Annotated in this window: 20 protein-coding genes; 2 read left to right on the top strand and 18 right to left on the bottom strand. The window is 47.1% G+C overall.

Annotated elements, in window-relative coordinates:
* Positions 1-138: 138 nt before the first annotated feature.
* Positions 139-606 carry a YybH family protein gene (locus BMW71_RS02885; protein ID WP_092169202.1) on the top strand — a complete coding sequence of 156 codons (468 nt, stop codon included), beginning with the start codon at positions 139-141 and terminating at the stop codon, positions 604-606.
* Between the two features lie 27 nt (positions 607-633).
* On the opposite strand, the gene priA is transcribed toward BMW71_RS02885, so the two are convergent.
* From priA to apaG, 9 genes are all read right to left on the bottom strand, one after another.
* Entirely contained in the window at positions 634-3,150 is a 2,517-nt protein-coding gene (gene priA / locus BMW71_RS02880; protein ID WP_092169199.1) for a replication restart helicase PriA, read from the bottom strand.
* A gap of 2 nt (positions 3,151-3,152) precedes the next feature.
* Positions 3,153-5,180, bottom strand: coding sequence for a thioredoxin domain-containing protein (locus BMW71_RS02875; RefSeq protein WP_092169196.1), 2,028 nt, complete (start codon positions 5,178-5,180; stop codon positions 3,153-3,155).
* 23 nt (positions 5,181-5,203) lie between these two features.
* The gene (locus BMW71_RS02870) at positions 5,204-6,193 is read right to left on the bottom strand and encodes a GSCFA domain-containing protein (protein WP_092169194.1); all 990 of its coding nucleotides are present in this window, start codon (positions 6,191-6,193) and stop codon (positions 5,204-5,206) included.
* A gap of 220 nt (positions 6,194-6,413) precedes the next feature.
* Entirely contained in the window at positions 6,414-6,857 is a 444-nt protein-coding gene (gene rplI, locus BMW71_RS02865) for a 50S ribosomal protein L9 (RefSeq protein ID WP_092169191.1), read from the bottom strand.
* A 40-nt stretch (positions 6,858-6,897) separates the two neighbouring features.
* Positions 6,898-7,149 carry a 30S ribosomal protein S18 gene (rpsR, locus tag BMW71_RS02860; protein ID WP_092169188.1) on the bottom strand — a complete coding sequence of 84 codons (252 nt, stop codon included), beginning with the start codon at positions 7,147-7,149 and terminating at the stop codon, positions 6,898-6,900.
* The gene (gene rpsF / locus BMW71_RS02855; protein ID WP_092169185.1) at positions 7,146-7,517 is read right to left on the bottom strand and encodes a 30S ribosomal protein S6; all 372 of its coding nucleotides are present in this window, start codon (positions 7,515-7,517) and stop codon (positions 7,146-7,148) included. Before rpsF ends, rpsR begins: the two co-directional genes overlap by 4 nt.
* An 80-nt stretch (positions 7,518-7,597) precedes the next feature.
* A complete protein-coding gene (locus tag BMW71_RS02850; RefSeq protein WP_092169183.1) occupies positions 7,598-8,521 on the bottom strand; it encodes a hypothetical protein in 924 nt (307 codons plus the stop codon).
* Positions 8,522-8,731: 210 nt separating this feature from the next.
* Positions 8,732-9,505 carry an O-methyltransferase gene (locus tag BMW71_RS02845; protein WP_092169180.1) on the bottom strand — a complete coding sequence of 258 codons (774 nt, stop codon included), beginning with the start codon at positions 9,503-9,505 and terminating at the stop codon, positions 8,732-8,734.
* Between the two features lie 9 nt (positions 9,506-9,514).
* The gene (gene apaG, locus BMW71_RS02840) at positions 9,515-9,901 is read right to left on the bottom strand and encodes a Co2+/Mg2+ efflux protein ApaG (protein ID WP_092169177.1); all 387 of its coding nucleotides are present in this window, start codon (positions 9,899-9,901) and stop codon (positions 9,515-9,517) included.
* Between the two features lie 72 nt (positions 9,902-9,973).
* On the opposite strand from apaG, the gene ung reads away from it, so the two are divergent.
* Entirely contained in the window at positions 9,974-10,636 is a 663-nt protein-coding gene (gene ung / locus BMW71_RS02835; RefSeq protein WP_092169174.1) for a uracil-DNA glycosylase, read from the top strand.
* A gap of 56 nt (positions 10,637-10,692) precedes the next feature.
* Here ung and lepB read toward each other — a convergent pair whose 3' ends face one another.
* The 9 genes from lepB to BMW71_RS02790 all read right to left on the bottom strand — a co-directional run bounded on the left by lepB (position 10,693) and on the right by BMW71_RS02790 (position 20,271).
* Positions 10,693-11,769, bottom strand: coding sequence for a signal peptidase I (gene lepB, locus BMW71_RS02830; protein WP_092169171.1), 1,077 nt, complete (start codon positions 11,767-11,769; stop codon positions 10,693-10,695).
* A gap of 13 nt (positions 11,770-11,782) precedes the next feature.
* Positions 11,783-12,505, bottom strand: coding sequence for a 4-hydroxy-tetrahydrodipicolinate reductase (dapB, locus tag BMW71_RS02825; RefSeq protein WP_092169168.1), 723 nt, complete (start codon positions 12,503-12,505; stop codon positions 11,783-11,785).
* A 1-nt stretch (position 12,506) separates the two neighbouring features.
* Positions 12,507-13,016: a DUF5683 domain-containing protein gene (locus BMW71_RS02820; RefSeq protein WP_244891054.1), complete on the bottom strand. Its 510-nt coding sequence runs from the start codon at positions 13,014-13,016 to the stop codon at positions 12,507-12,509.
* A 102-nt stretch (positions 13,017-13,118) separates the two neighbouring features.
* Positions 13,119-14,033, bottom strand: coding sequence for a ParB/RepB/Spo0J family partition protein (locus BMW71_RS02815; RefSeq protein WP_092169165.1), 915 nt, complete (start codon positions 14,031-14,033; stop codon positions 13,119-13,121).
* Between the two features lie 14 nt (positions 14,034-14,047).
* Positions 14,048-14,827 carry a ParA family protein gene (locus tag BMW71_RS02810; protein ID WP_092169162.1) on the bottom strand — a complete coding sequence of 260 codons (780 nt, stop codon included), beginning with the start codon at positions 14,825-14,827 and terminating at the stop codon, positions 14,048-14,050.
* A gap of 6 nt (positions 14,828-14,833) precedes the next feature.
* Positions 14,834-15,517: a metal-dependent hydrolase gene (locus BMW71_RS02805; RefSeq protein WP_092169159.1), complete on the bottom strand. Its 684-nt coding sequence runs from the start codon at positions 15,515-15,517 to the stop codon at positions 14,834-14,836.
* A 221-nt stretch (positions 15,518-15,738) separates the two neighbouring features.
* Positions 15,739-17,559 (bottom strand): membrane protein insertase YidC, encoded by a 1,821-nt coding sequence (yidC, locus tag BMW71_RS02800; RefSeq protein WP_092169156.1) that lies wholly within the window; start codon positions 17,557-17,559, stop codon positions 15,739-15,741.
* A gap of 55 nt (positions 17,560-17,614) precedes the next feature.
* Positions 17,615-19,237 (bottom strand): CTP synthase, encoded by a 1,623-nt coding sequence (locus BMW71_RS02795; RefSeq protein ID WP_092169153.1) that lies wholly within the window; start codon positions 19,235-19,237, stop codon positions 17,615-17,617.
* A 170-nt stretch (positions 19,238-19,407) separates the two neighbouring features.
* Positions 19,408-20,271, bottom strand: coding sequence for a fumarylacetoacetate hydrolase family protein (locus tag BMW71_RS02790; protein ID WP_092169150.1), 864 nt, complete (start codon positions 20,269-20,271; stop codon positions 19,408-19,410).
* Positions 20,272-20,273: the final 2 nt, after the last annotated feature.

Below are 20,273 nucleotides of genomic sequence, written 5' to 3'. Positions count from 1 at the left end.
AGCGCTGTGCTCCCGCAGTAAAACGCCGGGCCATCCCCTTCCACCCATGGCCATTCGTCGGTGGATTAACGGCGGATACCTGAAGCAGGTCCGAAATAAAAATTTTATCTTTGACCGCAAACTAAATCGTCGTTTTCCATGAAATTCATCGCAACTTTCCTTTTCAGCAGTCTGGTACTGCTTCTCGCAAGCAGCTGTAGTCAAAACCCGCAGCCGGGGGAAGCAGCGGACGTGGCAGCCATCAAGGCCATGAGTCAGGCAAGGGCCGATGCCTTCAACGAGGGTGATGCCGGCAGTATCGCCGCCTATTTTACCGAAGACGCAGTACTGATGGCACCCAATAGCCCAAAAAAGACCGGACCCGCAGCAGTTGCCGCTTACTACCAAGAAATTTTTGACAGCTACCACACCGAGCTGGAAAGTGGGTACGAACACGTAACCGTAGACGGGGATTTGGCATTTGGAAGAGGCTTTGCCAAGGTTACCCTGTTTTCCAAAAGTACCGGTGACACCCTGTACTCCACCTCCAAATACCTAAACATCCTGGAAAGACAGGCGGATGGCAGTTGGAAAACCACACACGATATCTGGAATGCCAACGAATAACCAAAACGAGACGGGGATTGACCGGTATTAAAACGGATCCACGTCTATCAAAAACCGAACCGGGCGGAATTTCCTGTCTCCCTGAAGCGTGCGTATGGCTTCCATCAGTTGCACCTTAAACTGCTCCTGCACCGAAACCGATTTTTCCAGCTTGATCCACAGTTCAAACAGGTACAGGTTTTTGATCTTTCCTATCAGGGATTTTTCCGGACCCAGCAAAATCTTTTTGGCCTCGATGGAAGCCAGCAGATTTTTCAGATGTAGCGCCGCCTGCTCGGCGGTTTTGACGTCTTTGTGCTTGGTGGTGATCTTGATGTTTTTGACAAAGGGAGGGTAAAAAAACTGCTTCCGCTCCCGCAGCTCCTGCTGGTAAAAACCCCTGTAATCACCGGCCATTATCTGTCTGAAAATCAGTTGGTCCGGACGCCTCGTTTGAATGACTACATCACCTGTTTTTTCCCGCCTCCCGGCCCTACCCGCCACCTGGGTAATTTGTTGAAATGCCCGCTCACCAGATCTGAAATCCGGAAAATAAAGGATCCGGTCAGCGTCCACAACTCCCACTAGCGAAACCTTATCAAAATCGAGTCCTTTGGTGATCATTTGGGTACCCACCAGTATATCCACATTGCCGGCGCCGAAGTCTTCCAGGATACGCTGGTACCCGTATTTGCTGCGCGTGGTATCCAGATCCATTCGGGCAATTCGGGCTTCGGGAAACAGCAGGGAAAGGTTTTCTTCAATGCGCTCCGTCCCTACCCCTACGGTAGTGATTTTATGGCTTCCGCAGGCGGGGCAGGCCTTTGGAAGTTTTTCTTTAAATCCGCAATAATGGCACCGGAGTTCCTCCTGGTATTGGTGGTAGGTCAGGCTCACGTCGCAATGCTCGCATTCGGGAATCCAGCCGCATTCCTCGCAGGAAAGATACGGTGCATATCCCCGCCGATTTTGAAATATCAGGACCTGCTCCTGCTTGTTTAACGCCTCCTGTATCTTTTCCCGCAATATCCGGGTAAAGTCCAGTTTGAGGAGGTTCTTTTTCTTATCGGCGAGGATATCGGCCAGATGAAAGTAAGGAAGTTCGGCATTTCCATAGCGTTTCTCAAGGCTAACGTAGCCATATTTCCCCGTTTGGGCATTGTAGAAGGATTCAAATGCCGGGGTGGCCGAACCCAAGAGCGTCTTCGCCTGATGCATCCAGGCCAGCATGATGGCGGCATCCCGGGCCTGAAATCGGGGTGCCGGATCAAATTGCTTGTAGGACGGCTCGTGCTCCTCGTCTACGATTACCAACCCCAGACTATCAAAGGGCAAAAACAAGGACGAACGTACGCCAATTATAAAATTAAACCTCCCACTGAGCACGCCTTGCCAGACTTCCACCCGTTCGTTATCGGAGTACTTCGAGTGAAACACGCCCATTTTGCTTCCAAATACTTTCTTTAACCGAAACACCAAATGGGTGGTCAGGGCAATCTCTGGGAGCAGCAAAAGTACCTGGGAGCCACTTTCCAGTACTTCTTTTATCAATTGGATGTAGATTTCCGTTTTCCCGGAACCCGTAATTCCCTGCAGCAGCAAGGTTTGCTTTTCCTGAAACTGACGCTGTATTTCTTCAAGGGTCTGCTGCTGAAGGGGCGATAATTCCACCTGATCCTGGCCGGTTTCCAGCTCATCAAACCGGCTTATCGTCACCTTGAAGGCCTCCAGTATCCCTTTCTTCACCAGGGTATCGATGGAACTTGGCGAGCAGCCATGGTCGATCAAAACCGATTTTACAATTCCCCCGGTATTTTGCTCCGGTTTTTGAAATACCGGCAGTACCTGCAGGTACTTCAGCAGGACTTCTTCCTGCTTTTGCTTGCCTTTTAATTGAGCAAACAACTCCTGCAGCAATCCTTTCTCAGCAAGGTATTGTTGCGCCAGGCGAATCCGCTGCTCCGTCTTCGGGCTGTATTTTTCCCGTACGGATTCGTAAAGCAAAACGGCTCCCTTTGTCAGCAGGCTCTTGATGATTTTATGGCTGATTTTCCCTGGCAAAAGCTGTTCAAACTGCTCCACCTTCATTTCGTCGTGTTTGGCCAGGGTTTCCAACACCAGCAATTCCCGCTCATCCATCGGAAATCCCGGTGCTTCGGGATCGAAGTCCGGATGTACCTGTACCCGGCTTTCCGTGGAAAGTTTCAGTCCGCTGGGAAGTGCCGCATGCATGACTTCTCCGATGTGACAGCAATAATAGCTGGCCATCCAGTTCCAAAATTTGATTTGCAAGGCGTTGACCACCGGAAAATCGTCCAGAACATCCAACAGAGGTTTGGCCAGGTAGGCTTCGGGAGCTTTTTGGTGCACCCTTGCCACGATGCCGGTGAGAATCTTCGTATTTCCAAAACGGACCATCACGCGGTAGCCGATACCAATTCGGTCCTGAAATTCCCGTTCCACCTTATAGGTAAACCATTTCGGAATAGGCACCGGTAAGATCACGTCCGCAAACAGCGTTTTGGCGCTGGTTCCGGGGTAGCTATGCGCAAAAAGGTCTTCCAAAATCAGCTCGTTTGGGGTAGGTTTGGTAACTGATCCAGCGCTTCTTGCAAACGCGCAACGGGTTGCTTGCAGGTCTTGTTGAAACAAACAAAAAATCGGTTGGCATCCAGGGGCTTGTCTTGTAGCAACGGCAAGTCCGCGGTCGTTGACGCTGCGGCCAATACCGTATTCGGACGGTACCCCTTCTGCCAAATCAGGCCATTTTCAGCAGCATCTGGCCCAAGAATGGCGATTTCGGCCGTGGGAATGGATTTTTCCAGGTAAAACGAAGCCCAATAAGCCAGAAAGGAGGGCTCCTGCAGGAGGATACCCTGTACCAACTGCAACATCTTCTCGGCCTGATCTACGTACCGTTGCCGGTAATAATAAATCCCCATGCGATGTAAATTCCGCGCCATAACGGCATTGGAAGAGGGAATTACGTTATCAAAAATCTCCTTTTTATCGGCGATTAACTTTTCCTGGCCGGGGTCATTCAGAAAGAATAAGCCATCGGAATCATCAAAAAATCGTTCCATGGCCCGTTCAAGCAACCGCTCGGAGCGGTCGAGCCATTTCTGGTCAAAAGAAAGCGTATACAGAGAAAGAAAGGCCTGAATAACCGCTGCATAGTCTTCCAAAAAACCGGATGTATACGCCTTTCCATTTTTATAATTGCGAAACAACTCGTCGCCCGCTACCATCTTGCTCCAGATAAACTCCCCGCTAGCAAGGGCCTGGTCCCGATAGGATGCCTCACCGAGTGCATGATACGCCTGGCATATACCCTGAATGACCCAGCCGTTCCAGCCGCTGATAATTTTATCATCCAGTCCGGGCCGTTCCCGCTTGTTTCTGTGTGCAAACAGCTTTGCTTTGATCTCATTGAGCCGTTTGACAAATTCCCTTTCACCCAGACCCAAGGAATCGGCAATCGCCGCATAGGATTCTTTTTGGAAAAGGATATTTTCACCGGATTCCCAGTTGCCCTCGCTTTTGATGCCATACAGCCGGCCAAACCAACCGCGGTCCCCGCCCAGTACCTCCTTGATTTCCTCAGCCGTCCACACGTAATACTTCCCCTCCTTCCCTTCGCTATCGGCATCCAGAGCCGCATAAAACCCATTCTCCGGACTCTTCATTTCCCGCGTCAGCCAATCGATTGTCTCACGCACTTTCTCGCTAAAAAAAAGATCTCCGCTGTACTGATACGCTTTCGCATACAGGGAGAGCAGCTGACCATTGTCGTACAGCATTTTCTCAAAATGCGGTGCAAACCATTCTCCATCCACGCTGTAGCGGCAAAACCCACCTCCCAGGTGATCGTAGATTCCCCCCATGCCGATTTTTTTTAGCGTGTAACACACCTTTTCGCCCAGGTCATGCTGCTGATCCAAAATGGCCAAATCCAGCAAAAATGCCCAAATAGCCGGCATGGGAAATTTCGGTACGCGCTTCAAGCCACCCCAAACCGGGTCATAGCCTTCCATAATTTTAGCGCCAATTTCCCGAACCTTTCCTGGATCAAAGGGAGAAGCATCAAGCGACAAACCGTATTTTTCTACCAGGGACGTGCCCAGACTCTTTCCAAATCCGGCTGCACTTCGGGCCAGCTCCTCGTATTGTTGGGCAAAAGCTGTTGAAATGCCGGAAAGCACCTTTACCCATTGATTTTTCGGAAAATAAGTGCCGCCATAAAAGGGGTGTTGGTCCGGCATCAGAAACACATTCAGCGGCCAACCGCCTTGCAGACCCATTAATTGAACGGCTTCCATGTAGAGGTTATCCAAATCCGGACGCTCTTCGCGATCTATCTTTATGGCCACAAAGTGCTCGTTCATGAGCTCCGCCACTTCCTGATCTTCAAAGCTTTCCTTTTCCATCACGTGGCACCAGTGACAGGCCGAATAGCCAATACTTACCAGGATGGGTTTGTTTTCCGTCCGTGCTTTTTGAAGTGCCTCTTCTCCCCAGGGGTACCAGTCTACCGGATTGGAGGCATGCTGCTTTAGGTAAAGGCTTTGGCTCTGGATAAGTCTATTGGTTTTCATTTGCGCGATTTGATGGGGTACTACTAATTTTCAATTTGATTTAGCTGATCGGTAATGGCCGCCAGTTCGGAGCTAAAATCCAGCCTTTGTGGTAATTGTTGGATCTGATGAGCCAATTTCCTCAGAAATACGCCATGTTGCTGCGAAATCGGCTCAAACGGCCTGTGACTCAAGCTGCGCTGGATTTGCTCGATTTCTTTGACCAGATTCTGTGTAGATCGGTCAAAAAAGCAATCCTGGAACTTCTCCCAAATATACGCTTCTGCCATGGAATTTGGGTGGATGAGGTCATCTTTATAAAACCGATAATCCCGCAAGTCATCCATCATGATTTCGTATGCCGGAAAATAAAAAACATTGGAATAATCACGGGCAAGTTGCTCGCAGAATAGGCGAAGCAAACTTTTGCTTACCTGATTTGCTGTAATCCCGTCCCGGATATGCCGGACGGGACTTACTGTAAATACCAGTTGCACTTTTGGACAAACCTGCCGGAGGATCTTGTAAAAGCGGTCAAACGCCACCCGCATTTGCTCCAGTGTTAATAGCTCCTTTTTAAACTGCTTCTGCGGCACCTTGTGGCAATTGGCTACCAGCGCATTGCTCGGAACGTGTCGAAAAACAAATGCGGTTCCAAAGGTAATAAACAGGTGACTGCTGGCCTGTAAGTGCCGAAGGGTGTCCTGTTGCGCTTTTTCCAGAAGTACCTGTAGTTCCTCCCTTGAAGCGCCACTTAGCCGGGAATGGGCTTGAAAATGGTAAAACCTGGCATGCGATTGCAGGTAGTGCTTCTCCGCCAGAGGCGTTTCACGAAGTGAACACTCCAGCAGCTCAAGGATGGAAATGGGGTTGTAGATCACGCCGAAGGGATTGGCAAGCACGTCAAATTTGCTTTGCAGCAATTTTTCGCCTATCGCTTCTGAAAAACAGGAGCCGATCGTTAGCAGGCTGCCGGAATGCCCTACCTTTTCCGGGCAGGGGTCAATCGTAAACTCGGTTCTGAAACTTCTCATGATCGTTCGTTCGAACAGCAAAATAACCAATGCCTGGGAGGAACAAAAGCGGTAATGCAATTATCCCTGAAGGCCGTCGCTGTAGGATTCAGGTTCAAGCATTTCCCAGGAAAAAAACCTACGAAATACCGGAAAACGAACCGATCCTAAAAAGTAGTTGGGACTAACGAAAAAAGCCGGGAAAAACCCGGCTTTTCATGCGTTGATTGGAATGACTTCCTTATTCTGCTACGACGACAAATTTGATGGAAGTCTTCACTTCCCTGTGAAGATCAACCTCTGCTTCGTATTCTCCAGAAGTGGTCACCGGTTGCGTAATGGCAATTTTTTTACGATCTACCTCAATGCCTTTTTCTGCGAGTGCATCCGAAAGCTGAAGGGTGGTAACTTTTCCAAAAATCTTGCCAGAATCTCCGATTTTCGCTTTGATTTCGAGCGTCAACGCATCGATTTTACCGGCGACTGCCTCGGCTTCGGTTTTGATTTTCTCTGCTTTGTGGGCGGCTTGCTTGATATTTTCTTCCAATATTTTCTTGTTGGATGAAGTAGCCAACACGGCAAAGCCTTGGGGGATTAGATAATTTCGGCCGTAACCTGGCTTCACTTCCACCAGGTCGTTTTTATAGCCAAGTCCTTTTATATCCGTTTTTAAGATAACTTCCATTTAGTGTACTAATTTTAATTGGTGAAGGATACAGAAGATTTTATTTCAATCCATCTGCTACATACGGCAACAAAGCCAAATGCCTGGCTTTTTTGATGGCCTGGGCCACTTTTCTCTGGTATTTCGCAGAGTTACCTGTAAGTCTTCGCGGAAGAATCTTACCTTGCTCGTTCACAAATTTCAACAGGAAGTTGGGATCCTTGTAGTCGATATACTTGATGCCAAGTTTTTTGAATCGACAGTATTTTTTCCTGGTCTGCTCTCTATTGATGGGTTCGTTTTTTAATGTCATTTTGCTGGCTCCTCCTTAGCTTCAGTTTTTTTGTTGAATTCTCCTTTTCTTCGTCGCTCCGCATAAACAATTCCATGCTTGTCCATGACAGTGGTCAAAAATCTCAAGACGGTTTCGTCTCTACGGAAATCCAGCTCAAACTTCTTAATTGTGGTTGGATCGGCCTTGTACTCTACCAATACGTAAAAACCGGTGGTTTTTTTCTGAATCGGATACGCTAGCTTTTTCAGCCCCCAATTCTCTACGTTGATCACATCTGCTCCCAATTCTTTCAACAAGCCTACGTACTTGTCTACGGTATCCTTCATCTGAACTTCAGACAAAACGGGAGTAAGGATGAATACCGTTTCATAATTTTTTTGGAACATTCTTTTACAATTTTTAATTGTTATTCTAAAACAGGTTGCAAAATTAGGGTTTAACCACCAATAAACAAAAAAACAATGGTTTATTTTACTTCAAAGCTACTACGTCCGATTTCAGCGCCCCCTGAAAACACTTTCACCGTATACAGGCCTTTGGCGTAATCGCTTCCCTTTTCGTAGTAATAGGTCAGTTGCTGCTGACTATTGGTGAAAATAAAATCTTGTTTAGCCGTATAAAAAACTTCTTTTCCATCCAGCTCAAAGGTCCCGGAACCTTTGGCAATATCAAAAATAACCTGCTCATTGGGCGTGAGAACTTGAACGTATACATCACGAATTCCTTCGGGCGCCACGTTGTTCTCAGCGATAAAAAACGACACTTTTAATTTACTTAGCTGCCGGTTCCGAAATTCATCTTCGCGCTCACGTCCCCGGGAATTGACCGCCGCGACGCGAATGTTTTCGGCCTTTAATTGCGAGGCCAGGGTAACTTTCTGTTCCAACTCGTCTGTTCTACTATTCAGTTTGACGACCTCTTCTTCCACCTCCGCCTTGCTGCTTTTCAATTCCCGGTTTTCCGAAAACAGTTGCTGGTTTTGTTCCCGCAACCGAAGGATATCGCCATCTTTTTGCTTTAGTAGCCCAGAATAGGTATCGATTTGCGCATTAAGAGTGGCAATCTCTGCTGCCGTCCGATTGATTTCCAATTGCCTTTCCCGCACCAACTGTTCCTTGATTTGGATCAGCGAGTCCACATTTCCACCAAGGCGTTCGATTTCTTGAATTCTCAAATCCAATTGAAAGGTCATGGAGTCCAATCGGATATTTAACTCGCTGTTGTCTTCTGTCAAGATAAGGATCTCTTCATTTTTCTTTGACTTTTCACGGTGGTCATTAAATAACCTCCATCCGCTTAAAATCACCAAAATGATCAAAACAACAATCAGGATATTTTTTCCGTTCTCCGTTCCGGAGAACTTTTTATCAGGCAACTCTCCTTGTGTCATAGCTTTTTGGAAAATTCAATTACTCCAGTTGCGCATGTATGTCTTTCGCAGGTTATAGGTTGAGGGAGCTATCCCTTCCGATTCATCTTACACCTATTCAATTATCAGACCAAGTTTTACACCTACCCAACGCCCCCACAACAGTGAGCTTCAGGAACAAATTTATACATTGTATTACTCCCTCAAAATACAAACCAAAAAAAATCAGCTTTATACATCCAATACGAGGTGTGTGCTACTGCTGCCCGGCCGAAAAAATAGAATTCCGCATGCAAAAAAATCCAGGCTCCCTGAGACTCCCGGCCAGCCTTTTAATTGTTCCCAGGCCCGTTTCATGTCTCGCGACCAATATATGTCCGCTACAACGACGATACTTGACTCGTGCAATTTGGGAAAAATTGTACGAAAATAGGCCATCGTTGGGTCAAACCGATGATTGGCATCCATCAGGACGAAATCAATGCTATCCAGTCTGCGCACGACGTTTTCCAGGGTTTTATCCAGATTGCCCGGAACCAGGCGAATAGTTGGAAACTGACCCAGATGGGCGCTTGCCAACGCGAGCAAATTGGGGTCTCCTTCAAAGGAATACAGCGTTCCGGATACCTGCTTCGCCAAATAACCGGTATTGATTCCCAACGAAGTACCCAAATCCAACACGTTCGCCGCAGGGGTCAGTTGACAAAAATAGCTGTAAAGCAAGGAAGTGCGTAAGGGAGAGATGACCCGTCTTGCTACCGTCGACACCTTTCTGTCGCCCCTGCCCAGCCAACGCGACCCCGCTCCATAGTCCCTACTGCCAATACGGGTGGCCTCGTGAAGAAAAGATCGGCGAAGGTCTTCCAGTTTGCGATTGCCCTTTTTATTTTGCCTGAGATAAGCCTGTAATCCCAGGTAACACTGAAAATAATAGGGCGAATGGATGCTGTGTTCGTTTTCCTTCTTTAAAAAATACCGCAAGTATTCCCACAACTGAAAAAACATGCCGCCAATTCAATTGTCAAACAGATTGGCGATCAGTTGAAATTCAGGAATGGTCACAGTCAACAATTTTCCATCCTGCAATTTTTCCATGATATATTTGCCTCTCATTTTACCCATACCGGACTTTAAATTACATCCGGACATGTAGGCATGACTTCCGCCCGGTTCCAATACGGGCTGCTGTCCAACCACCCCTTCTCCTTCGACTATTTTCAGCGTAGAGGCTGCATCAAAAATCTCCCAGCGTCTTTTGAGCAGCTGTATAGTAAAGGCACTGTGGTTTTCTATGGTTACTTTGTAGGTAAAGACATGGTGGTGCTGTCCTGGATTCGAAAATTCCTTTTGGTAGGTCGCTTCCACACTTACCTTGATGCCCTCTGTAATCGCAGTTACCATGCTGTTTTGTATTACGAAAACTTATTCGAAATTTGACTTGTCAAAACAAATATACCAATAGAAATTTTATTAATGGATGTCAAAATAGAAAATAGTTGGAAAGACTTGCTAAAAGAGGAATTTTCCAAGTCTTATTTCGAATCGCTTACGGCGTTTGTTAAGCAGGAATACCGCCGTACAACGGTTTACCCGAAAGGATCGCATATCTTCAATGCCTTTGCCTTATGTCCCGTACCGCAAACCCGAGTGGTTATCCTGGGCCAAGACCCCTACCATGGGCCGGGACAGGCGCATGGTCTTTCCTTTTCGGTACAGGAAGGAATTCCCTTCCCACCCTCTTTGGTAAATATTTTTAAGGAACTAAAAAGTGATCTGGACCTACCGTTTCCTCCACACGGCAACTTGGAAAAGTGGGCCAGGCAAGGAGTACTTCTGCTCAACGCCACCCTAACGGTGGAAGCCAATAAAGCCGGGAGCCACCAAAAAAAAGGCTGGGAGGAGTTTACCGATCAGGTTGTAGCCCGGTTAGCTGAAAACAGAGAAGGTCTGGTGTTCATGCTTTGGGGCGCCTATGCACAGAAAAAGGCACAAATCATCCCAGATGACAGGCACCTTAAACTCTACGCACCCCATCCCAGTCCACTTTCTGCTCACCGGGGTTTTTTGGGTTGCCGTCATTTCAGCCAGGCAAACGCCTATCTTGAAAAAACGGGCCAAACACCCATCAACTGGTAAAAAAAAGGCACCAGCCATGTGCCGGTGCCTTTCCACTCACTTCTCATTTTTAACTATTAATCAATAGACTTGAAAAAACGATTCCATCGGATTTTATTAAACATGGACTTGTGTTTTTCCAGAGACAACCACAAAAACCATGCCTTTCCTACCACATGGTCCTCCGGTACAAAACCCCAAAACCGGGAATCCAGCGAATCGTGACGGTTATCTCCCATCATGAAATAATAATTCTGCTTAAAGGTATAGGTCTCTTGCTTCTGCCCCGCGATAAATAGTTCGTTACCATCGATCTGCAAATCCTCCAGACCCTCAAATTTCTCAATGGTATAGGCATAGCGACGTACGTTATCTTCGGTAAGCGATATGGTGGTGCCTTCTGCGGGAATTTCCAACGGTCCAAAATTATCTTTATTCCAGCCATAGTAGGCGCCATCCGGAAAAATATTGGGGTCGCCCTGCCCAGGTTTACTCACCCGCTTTTTTACCGAGGTGACGGCAGGCGATGCTTCCAGCTCACGCACCATTTCCTCGGTCGCAAAAATGAAATACCCCGAATTATCGGAAAAGGGGAAATAGCTGTCCGGATTGATACCATACCGATCAAAAAAATCGGCATTTAACGGGCGGTTTGTGGTCAGATCGTAGGAAAATTGCATCTCCTCCGGCACCGCGGCGGATTCTCCGTTTACAAAAAGTTTTGCTTCCCGGATTTCAATTACATCGCCCGGTGCACCAACTGCCCGCTTGATGTAGTTGGTTTTTAAATCCACCGGGTACTGAAACTCCTCCGGGTAATTAAAAACCACTACATCGTTTCTCTGAATGGAAGTGAAGCCCGGAAGCCGGTAATACGGTAGCTGAATGGCCTCCGAATACGATGGTATTTCCGTTCCCCATATTTTCTGGTGGGTAAGCGGTACCTGCAAAATGGTTTTAGGCACCCGGGTGCCGTAGTGCATCTTGCTGACAAATAGAAAATCACCCACGAGGAGCGATTTTTCCATGGAGGCTGTCGGGATCGTAAAGGGCTCCAGCAGAAGCCATCGAATCAGACTTGCCGCTATGACCGCAAACAGTAGGGCGTCTACCCATTCTCTTACGGCTGATTTATTCTTTCTTTCTTGACTCATTTTTTTAGTAGTGTTAAAATTTCAAAAAGTCATTCATGGTTAACATCCCTTTCCTGCCCGGCAACCATTCGGCAACCAGCACTGCTCCCAAAGCAAATCCTTCTCGACTGTGAGCGGTATGCCGGATGCTGATATCGTCGATGGCAGAAGCGTAACTCACCGTATGGGTACCTGGGGCAGGGTCGATACGTTTGGCAGTAATGGGCAAAACACCCGAGGACATGGGAGCATCGCCTGCTAATTGCCAGCTTTGATACTGCCGGTTATTTTCGAGAAGCCCCTCGGCCAGGCTGATGGCTGTGCCACTTGGAGCATCTTTTTTTTCTGTATGGTGGATTTCCTCTATGGACGCCTGGTACGCATCCTGCTCATTCATCAGGCTGGCTAGAAAAGCATTCACTTTAAAAAAGATGTTGACACCGATGCTGAAATTAGACGCATAAAAGACCGTACCATCCGTTGCTTTACAGGCTTTTTCTACGTCCATTTTTTTATCCATCCATCCCGTCGTTCCGACCACCACCGGCACGCGATGTTCGATACACCAAGTGATGTTTCCCACAGCTGATTCGGGCTGACTAAACTCGATGGCAACATCAACGTCCGCTGCATCAACATGCGCCAGGTCCGAGACATTGTCAATGTTTATCTTTGCCACAATCCGGTGGCCCCTTTCTTCGGCTAACTGGCTGATGATTTTCCCCATTTTGCCGTACCCCAAAATCAATATGTTCATATTAGAAGTTTATTTTTATGGCTAAACCGACTGCGCTGTTGCTTGCCAGGGTTGGCTGCACGGAAGGTTCCAATTTGATACTCAAGTCATCGCTGACATCGAAACTCGATAAATGGGCATCCACAAATGCATCTACCGCACCCAATGCGTAAATCGCTCCAAAAACCATGTACATGGCATCCCGGTTTCTGCGCCAGTAATTGACATTCCGAATAATCCCGTCCTCGTTTAGGTTGGGAAAAGGACTGGGCTCTGTACCCTCCCGTACAATTTCCAAGGCTACCAAAAACTCCTGGTACCTTCGGTTATTGAACTCCAAAAAATACACAGCCGTGGCAACGCCTCCGTAAAGTAAAGGCAATTTCCAGACTTTTTCATTATACACCTGGCCCGCACCGGGAACAATTAATGATAAAAGTACTGCTTTTTTAGGATTTTTAACATTTTGCGGGGGCTCTGCCGATAAGGAATCTGGTTCGAAAACCGATACGGGGCCTTCTTCCTGGGCCATCCCAGGGTGCGCCAGGCAGAAGCAACAAAGCAACAGTACGCAGCAGGTAAAAAAAAGCCCGCCACGAAAACGATCACGTACAAAATGTGACGGCCATTTCACTCAGATCAAATCAAGAATTTCCAAAATTCTGTTGAGATCGCTGGTCGAATGAAAAGGTATTTTAATTTCTCCTTTGTCCTTCTGATCCGCTTTCAAGGAAACTTTGGTCCCGAAATGGGAGGCCAGCTTTTGCTGGAGCTTATTGATTTCGTATTTTTTTACCGGATCCAAGTTGGAGGCCTCAGGTGCTTCCTTCTTTTCCTGGCCCTCGTTCAACTCCTTCACCAGGGCCTCGACCTTCCTCACGCTTAATTCTTCCGTCACCATTCGCTTAAAGATGGCCAACTGCTTGTCTACATCCTCAATATTGATGAGGGCTCTGGCATGCCCCATGCTGATCTTCTGATCACGAATCCCCGCTTGTATGTCCGGCGGCAACTTTAGCAATCGCAGGTAGTTGTTTACCGTGGTACGATTTTTTCCCACCCGGTCGCCCAGTTGCTCCTGCTTCAAATCACATTCGGAAAGCAAACGCTGGTAGGAATGGGCAATTTCAAGCGCATTCAGGTTTTCGCGCTGTATGTTCTCGATCAAGGCCATTTCCAGCATCTGCTGATCGTTGGCCAGGCGAACGTAAGCGGGAATCTTTTCCAATCCTGCAATTTTGGAGGCCTGGTACCTACGTTCACCAGAGATAAGCTGGTATTCACCTTCCGCAAGTTTGCGTACCGTAATCGGCTGAATGATGCCTTGAACCCGAATGGACTCCGCCAACTCTTCAAGTGCCGTCTTATCAAAATGCGTTCGGGGCTGAAAGGGATTTACCTGTATCTCTTCCAGGCCAATTTCAAAAATACCCGCAACCGGGTGGGCTGCCTCTTCCTCTCCTTTACCTTTTTGGGGAGAATCCTGAAGCAAGGCTCCCAACCCTTTTCCAAGGGCACCTCGTTTTTTTGTTGTTTTGCTTACTGCCATTTCGTATTAACTAATCAATTTACCTTTGCCATTCCATTTTTGGTAGCAATTTCATTGGCAAGATTCAGGTAAGCCACGGCTCCTTTGCCCGTAGCGTCAAATGCAACGACCGGCATGCCAAAGCTTGGCGACTCACTTAACTTCACATTTCGCGGGATGATGGTTTCAAACGTCATGTTCTTGAAGTGCATTTGCACCTCCTCCACAACCTGGTTGGACAGTCTCAACCGAACATCGTACATCGTCAGTAAGATACCCTCAATTTCGAGGTCCTGGTTAAGCCTGGTTTGGATGATCTTGATGGTATTCAATAATTTTCCCAGGCCTTCCAGGGCAAAATATTCGCACTGAACAGGGATAATCACAGAATTTGCCGCCGTCAGCGCATTAATGGTGATCAATCCGAGCGAAGGTGAACAATCGATGATAATGAATTCGTACTTGTCCCGAATTCCCTCAATCACCGCGCGCATTTTTTCCTCCCGGTTTTCCAGATTTACCATTTCCACTTCTGCACCGACCAGATCGATGTGCGAAGGGACCAGATCTAAGTTGTCGATTTCGGTGGAAATGATGATGTCTTCGATCTCGTTTTCATTGACCATGCATTCGTAAATACTGGTCTCGATAGACTTTGGGTCAAAGCCGAGTCCCGAGGTGGTATTGGCTTGCGGGTCTGCATCGATCACAAGTGTTTTGTATTCCAAAACAGCCAGACTGGCTGCCAGATTCATGGCGGTGGTGGTTTTACCCACCCCTCCTTTTTGGTTGGCAATAGCGATTACTTTTCCCATTATTTCTTAAAGCGTAATACTTTCTCCTAGTTGAAGCACGATCAGTTCTTTGCCCGCATCCCGGGCAATTTGTCGGGCTGCTTCTTTATCAATGGTAATATAGGGAAACGTGTCGTAGTGCATACCTACGATCGTTTCCGTGCCCACGAAATCAGCAGCCTTTACGGCATCTTCTATGCCCATCGTAAAGTTATCCCCTATAGGCAATACAGCAAAATCAATGGCAAAAGAATCTGCGATTAATTTCATATCGTAGGTCAGGGCGGTGTCCCCCGCGTAATAAAACGTGCCTGCATCCGATTCAACGACAAATCCACCGGGATTTCCCCCACTCGCACCGTCCGGCATGGTGCTACTATGAATGGCATTCACGTATTTTACACGTCCAAAATCGAAATTTACAGCGCCTCCATGGTTTAAAGGATGAGCATTGCGAATCCCTTTTTCTTGAAACCAGGATACAATTTCAAAATTGGACACCAACATTGCGCCGCTGTTTTTGGCAATTCGTTCCACGTCCGCTACATGATCCTCGTGCCCGTGGCTTACGAGCAGGTAATCCGGACGTAAATCGTCAATCGCCACCTCCTTCGCGAGTGAATTGGGTGAAATAAATGGGTCAAATAGAATCTTTTTCCCATTAACTCCCATCAAGAAGGTAGAATGACCAAAATACGTTAATTCAATCATTGATTTTTGATTTTTCAAGTCCTGATAGTGTTACAAATATATCATTTTAATCGGAACTACCGTCAGGTACTTATCCACATGGGCCGGTGGAAAACTACTAGTCCCCTGTATTCCAACAGACTAGCAACGTTACAGCCGGATATATCGGTACTCCTTCAGAGACGGGGAATAAAAAAAGGCATGAAATTATTCACGCCTTTCCATGTTGTACATCCGACAACTTATTTTTGCCGACCCTTCTTTTTGGCTGGTTCTGCCTTTTTACTTTCCGCAGCCTTCATGGCTTGCTCGATACGCTGCTGAAATTTCGATTTCTTCTTATTTGCGTTTTTTGCTTTGCTCTCTTCTACTTTCTGTCGGATTTTCGAATCGTCTACAAACTGCTTGATCAAGGCTTGCTGACCAAACGTCACCATGTTTGACACGAAGTAATAAAAGCTCAAGGCGGCAGGAAATGAGTTTAAAACAAACATAAACACAACCGGCATGATGTATCCGATGTTTTTCATTGGCCCCTGGGCAGTGGTGAGTTGGTTGTTGAAATGCGTATACGCGATCTGCGATAGGGTCATCAACAGGGTGAAAAGGCTGACATGGGATCCATAAAAAGGGATCGTAAACGGTAGATTCACAATCGAATCGTAGGTGGATAAGTCATGCGCCCATAGAAAGGACTCTTGCCGCAATTCAATCGAATTTGGGAAGAAAAAGAACATGGCCAGTAGAAAAGGCATTTGCAAGACCATGGGCAAACAACCGGAGATGGGACTGACCCCCAACTGACCAAACAATTTCATTTGCTCCTGCTGCATTTTGGTCTGGTCGTCCCCGTATTTCTCCTTCAACTCATCGATTTCCGGTTTGATGACCCGCATCTTTGCCATCCCGATATAGGATTTGTAGGTCAATGGAAGGAGAAATAACTTGATGATGAACACGATCAAAATGATGATGACTCCGTAATTATCAAAAAAGTTTTCCAACCAGTGAAACAGGTTCACGATGATGTATTTGTTTACCCAGCTGACAAACACATAGCCCATGTCGACGTTTTTATCGAATTCGGGGGTAACCTGCTTTAAAATTTTGTAATTATTCGGACCAAAATAATAACTTACCTCCTCGTTTACTGGCATGCGCAGGGTCGCATACATCCGCTTGACAGCTGAGGCATCAAGCGGTGTTTCCTGGGCCAGGTTACCTTCCAGAAATTGCTGATTGGCGATGATACCGGCGGTAAAGAATCGCTGCTTGAATGCAACCCACTTCAATGGCTCCCCAATCTGCTGGGCATCTTCCGAATCACCCGTGGTCAGGTAATCGTAATCTTCGCCAACGGTGTAGAAATTCATGTAGGTCTTCCGACGGGATTCCAGCATGTCTTCTTCCAGTACCGGCAAATCAGTTTTCCAATTTACAGTGACGATTTCATCCGAGACCAGGGCGTCCAAACCCGACGTTTCCAATGCATGGGACAACTGATAACCGGCGGCTGGAAGCCGATAGCTTCGTTTCAAACTACCTGACCCCACATTGGCGGTAAACACCAATTGATCTACCCGGTCTTCATCGGAACCAGAAACGGACTGGCTTCCCTCAAAATACAAATCATTCAGCCCGATTTTCCCTTCCCTCGCGTTGATTTCGTATTCCAGTTCACCAAATTCCTGATCAAAAAGAATTAGGTCCTGTTGATCATAGGTTTTGAATCCCTTTACCTCTACCGTTTGGATCTCTCCTCCCTTGCTGGAAACGGTTACTTTTAGGTCTTCGTTTTCGAGGGTAAACAGCCGTTCTTCACCCCTAACCAAACTGGAGAAATTCCCGTATTTTCGCTGATCGGAAAGGTTTTTAAGACTATCGCTTTGGGCCCCTTCTCCCAATTGCTCCACATCCTCTTCATCCGAAGATTTCGATTGCACCTGGGTGGCAGCGTCGGTTTGAGGCTCGGTGATTGGCTCGGGTCCACTGGCAAAAAAGAGCGAATAGACCAATATGACCGCTGCGAAAAGAATAAGTCCAGTCGCTTGATTTTTATCCATGTTTTAATCGTTTACGTGACAGATCGCAAAATCTGTTATCCAATGCTATGTTCAATTAAGACTTATTTTGTTTGCATTCCCCTACCGCCTTGATAAATCGTACAAACAAGGGATGTGGGTTCAATACCGTGCTTTTGTATTCCGGATGAAATTGGGTACCGACAAACCAGGGATGCTCTTTTAGCTCGATGATTTCTACCAGTCCTTTGTCCGGATTTTTTCCGGAAGCGATCATTCCGTGTTTTTCAAACTCTTTCAGGTACTTATTGTTAAACTCGTACCGATGTCGGTGCCGCTCAGTCACCTTTTGCTTGCCATAGGCAGCGATGGCTTTGGTCCCCTTTACCAATTCGCAAGGATACGCTCCCAACCGCATCGTACCGCCCATTTGTGTAATGTCCTTTTGCTCCGCCATCAGAAAAATCACCGGATCCTTGCAATCGGGATTGATCTCCGTGGAAGAGGCTTCCGATAACCCCAATACATTCCTCGCGAATTCAATAACCGCAATCTGCATACCCAGGCAAATCCCGAAATAGGGCACCTCATTTTCCCGCGCAAATTTAGCTGCTTCGAGCTTTCCGTCCAAACCCCGGATACCAAAACCCGGTGCAACAAGGACTCCGTCCATATCCGTCAGCTTCTTTGCTACGTTGTCTTTATTGACCTCCTCGGAGGAAATTAAATGAAGGTTGACCTTGCATTCCAGCGAGGTACCGGCATGTATGAACGATTCAATGATCGATTTGTAGGCATCGGGAAGAGAAACGTATTTGCCGATCAAGGCAATGTCTACCTCCATGGTCGGATTTTTGAGTTTTCCCAAAAAATCTTTCCATTGCTCCAATTCGGTGTTGGTCTTGGAGGAAATCTTTAGCTTGCTCAACACCCGCTCGTCCAGGCGTTCTTTTTTCATCAACAGCGGAACGTCGTAAATGGAGTCGGCATCCATCGCTTCTATCACGCAATTCAATTGAACGTTGCAAAAAAGCGCGATTTTCTTTTTCACATCCACCGGCAAGTGATGTTCCGTGCGGCAAACCAAAATATCCGGTTGCACTCCGGCCTCCAACAGTTGCTTTACGGAATGCTGCGTGGGCTTTGTTTTCAGTTCCTTTGCTGCCGAAAGGTACGGAATCAAGGTCAGGTGAATGACTAGAATATTATTGGGGCCCAAATCCCACCTTGCCTGCCTCACTGCTTCCACAAAAGGCAGGGACTCAATGTCGCCCACACACCCGCCGATTTCGGTAATGATAACATCGTATTTGCCGTCTTTCCCAAGCTTGTAAAAATTATTTTTGATTTCGTCGGTAATGTGGGGCACTACTTGTACCGTTTTCCCTAAAAACTCCCCTTTCCGTTCCTTGGTGATGACATTGTTGTAAATACGGCCGGTGGTGACATTATTGTCCTGGGAAGTGGCGGCATTCAAAAACCGCTCGTAGTGACCCAGATCCAAGTCAGTTTCTGCACCATCCTCGGTCACGTAACACTCTCCGTGTTCGTAGGGATTCAGGGTACCTGGATCAATATTCAGATACGGATCAAATTTTTGGATGGTAACAGAAATCCCCCTGGACTGCAGGAGTTTGGCCAAAGATGCCGCAATTATTCCCTTTCCAAGGGAGGAGGTAACCCCTCCGGTGATAAAGATGTGTTTCGTAGACAAACCCATAAGAACGCTTGAATGAAATTTTGTTTATATTCTTATGGGATTCAAAATTAAGTAAAATAATTGACTTGGTTAGGAACAAACCATTTAAAATTTCGAATGCATCGGGCCGCTTTTTGGTACCCGGACAGATGGAGGATTTAACCTCCCCTACCGTAGCTACTTAGCGGCGGTCAGCCACGCTTCTGGTGCATTTCCGTCTGGTCTACCGCATTGATAAGTGTTCCGATGCCTTCTATGTGAATCTTGATACTATCCCCCGGCTGAAGGGTAAAAGACTGGTCCGGAACAATACCTGTACCCGTCATCAGAAAAGCTCCGGAAGGAAACGAATACTCCCTGTATAGAAACTCAACCAACTGTGCAAAACTTCGCTTGATTTGATCGATGGTGATGGAATCACTAAAAACAAGGCTACTATCGCGGATAATTTCCAAAGCAATGGTGGTACTTGCTGGTAGCGGTTCGCTACTTACAAAAACGCAAGGGCCAAGGGAGGTGGCCCCATCATACACCTTTGCCTGGGGCAAGTACAGCGGATTTTCCCCTTCAATGCTTCTGGAACTCATGTCGTTACCAATGGTGTATCCCAGAATTTTACCCGAGCTGGAAATCAGCAACGTCAGTTCTGGTTCGGGTACATTCCAGATAGAATCTTTTCGAATGCGCACGTTTTGCAAATGTCCCACCACGCGTTGTCCGGTGGACTTCATGAACAACTCCGGACGTTCGGCCAGGTACACCTTTTCGTAAAAGGTACCTCCTCCGCTGTCTTTTGATTCCTCTTGTCTACCGAGTTTACTGCGGTAGTAGGTCACTCCACTGGCCCAAACTTCCTGGTTGGCAATCGGCGGTAGCAAGCCGGTAGTTATCCAGTCGTGTGCCTGAGCATCCGGCTTTTTATCGACCAATAGCCGGGCCAGTTTCTGGTACAGGTCGTCGTCGTTGATAAAAGCGTCCCAGTCCTGTTCGTTTACCGCGTAAAGTTCCTGGTTTTTCTCAACTACAATTCCATTTTTGGTTCGGTAGATTTTCATGT

The sequence above is a fragment of the Cyclobacterium xiamenense genome (assembly GCF_900109255.1).
GTDB lineage: Bacteria > Bacteroidota > Bacteroidia > Cytophagales > Cyclobacteriaceae > Cyclobacterium > Cyclobacterium xiamenense.
The sequence above is the reverse complement of the archived record's forward strand: the minus strand, read 5'-3'. Positions and strand labels throughout refer to the sequence as shown.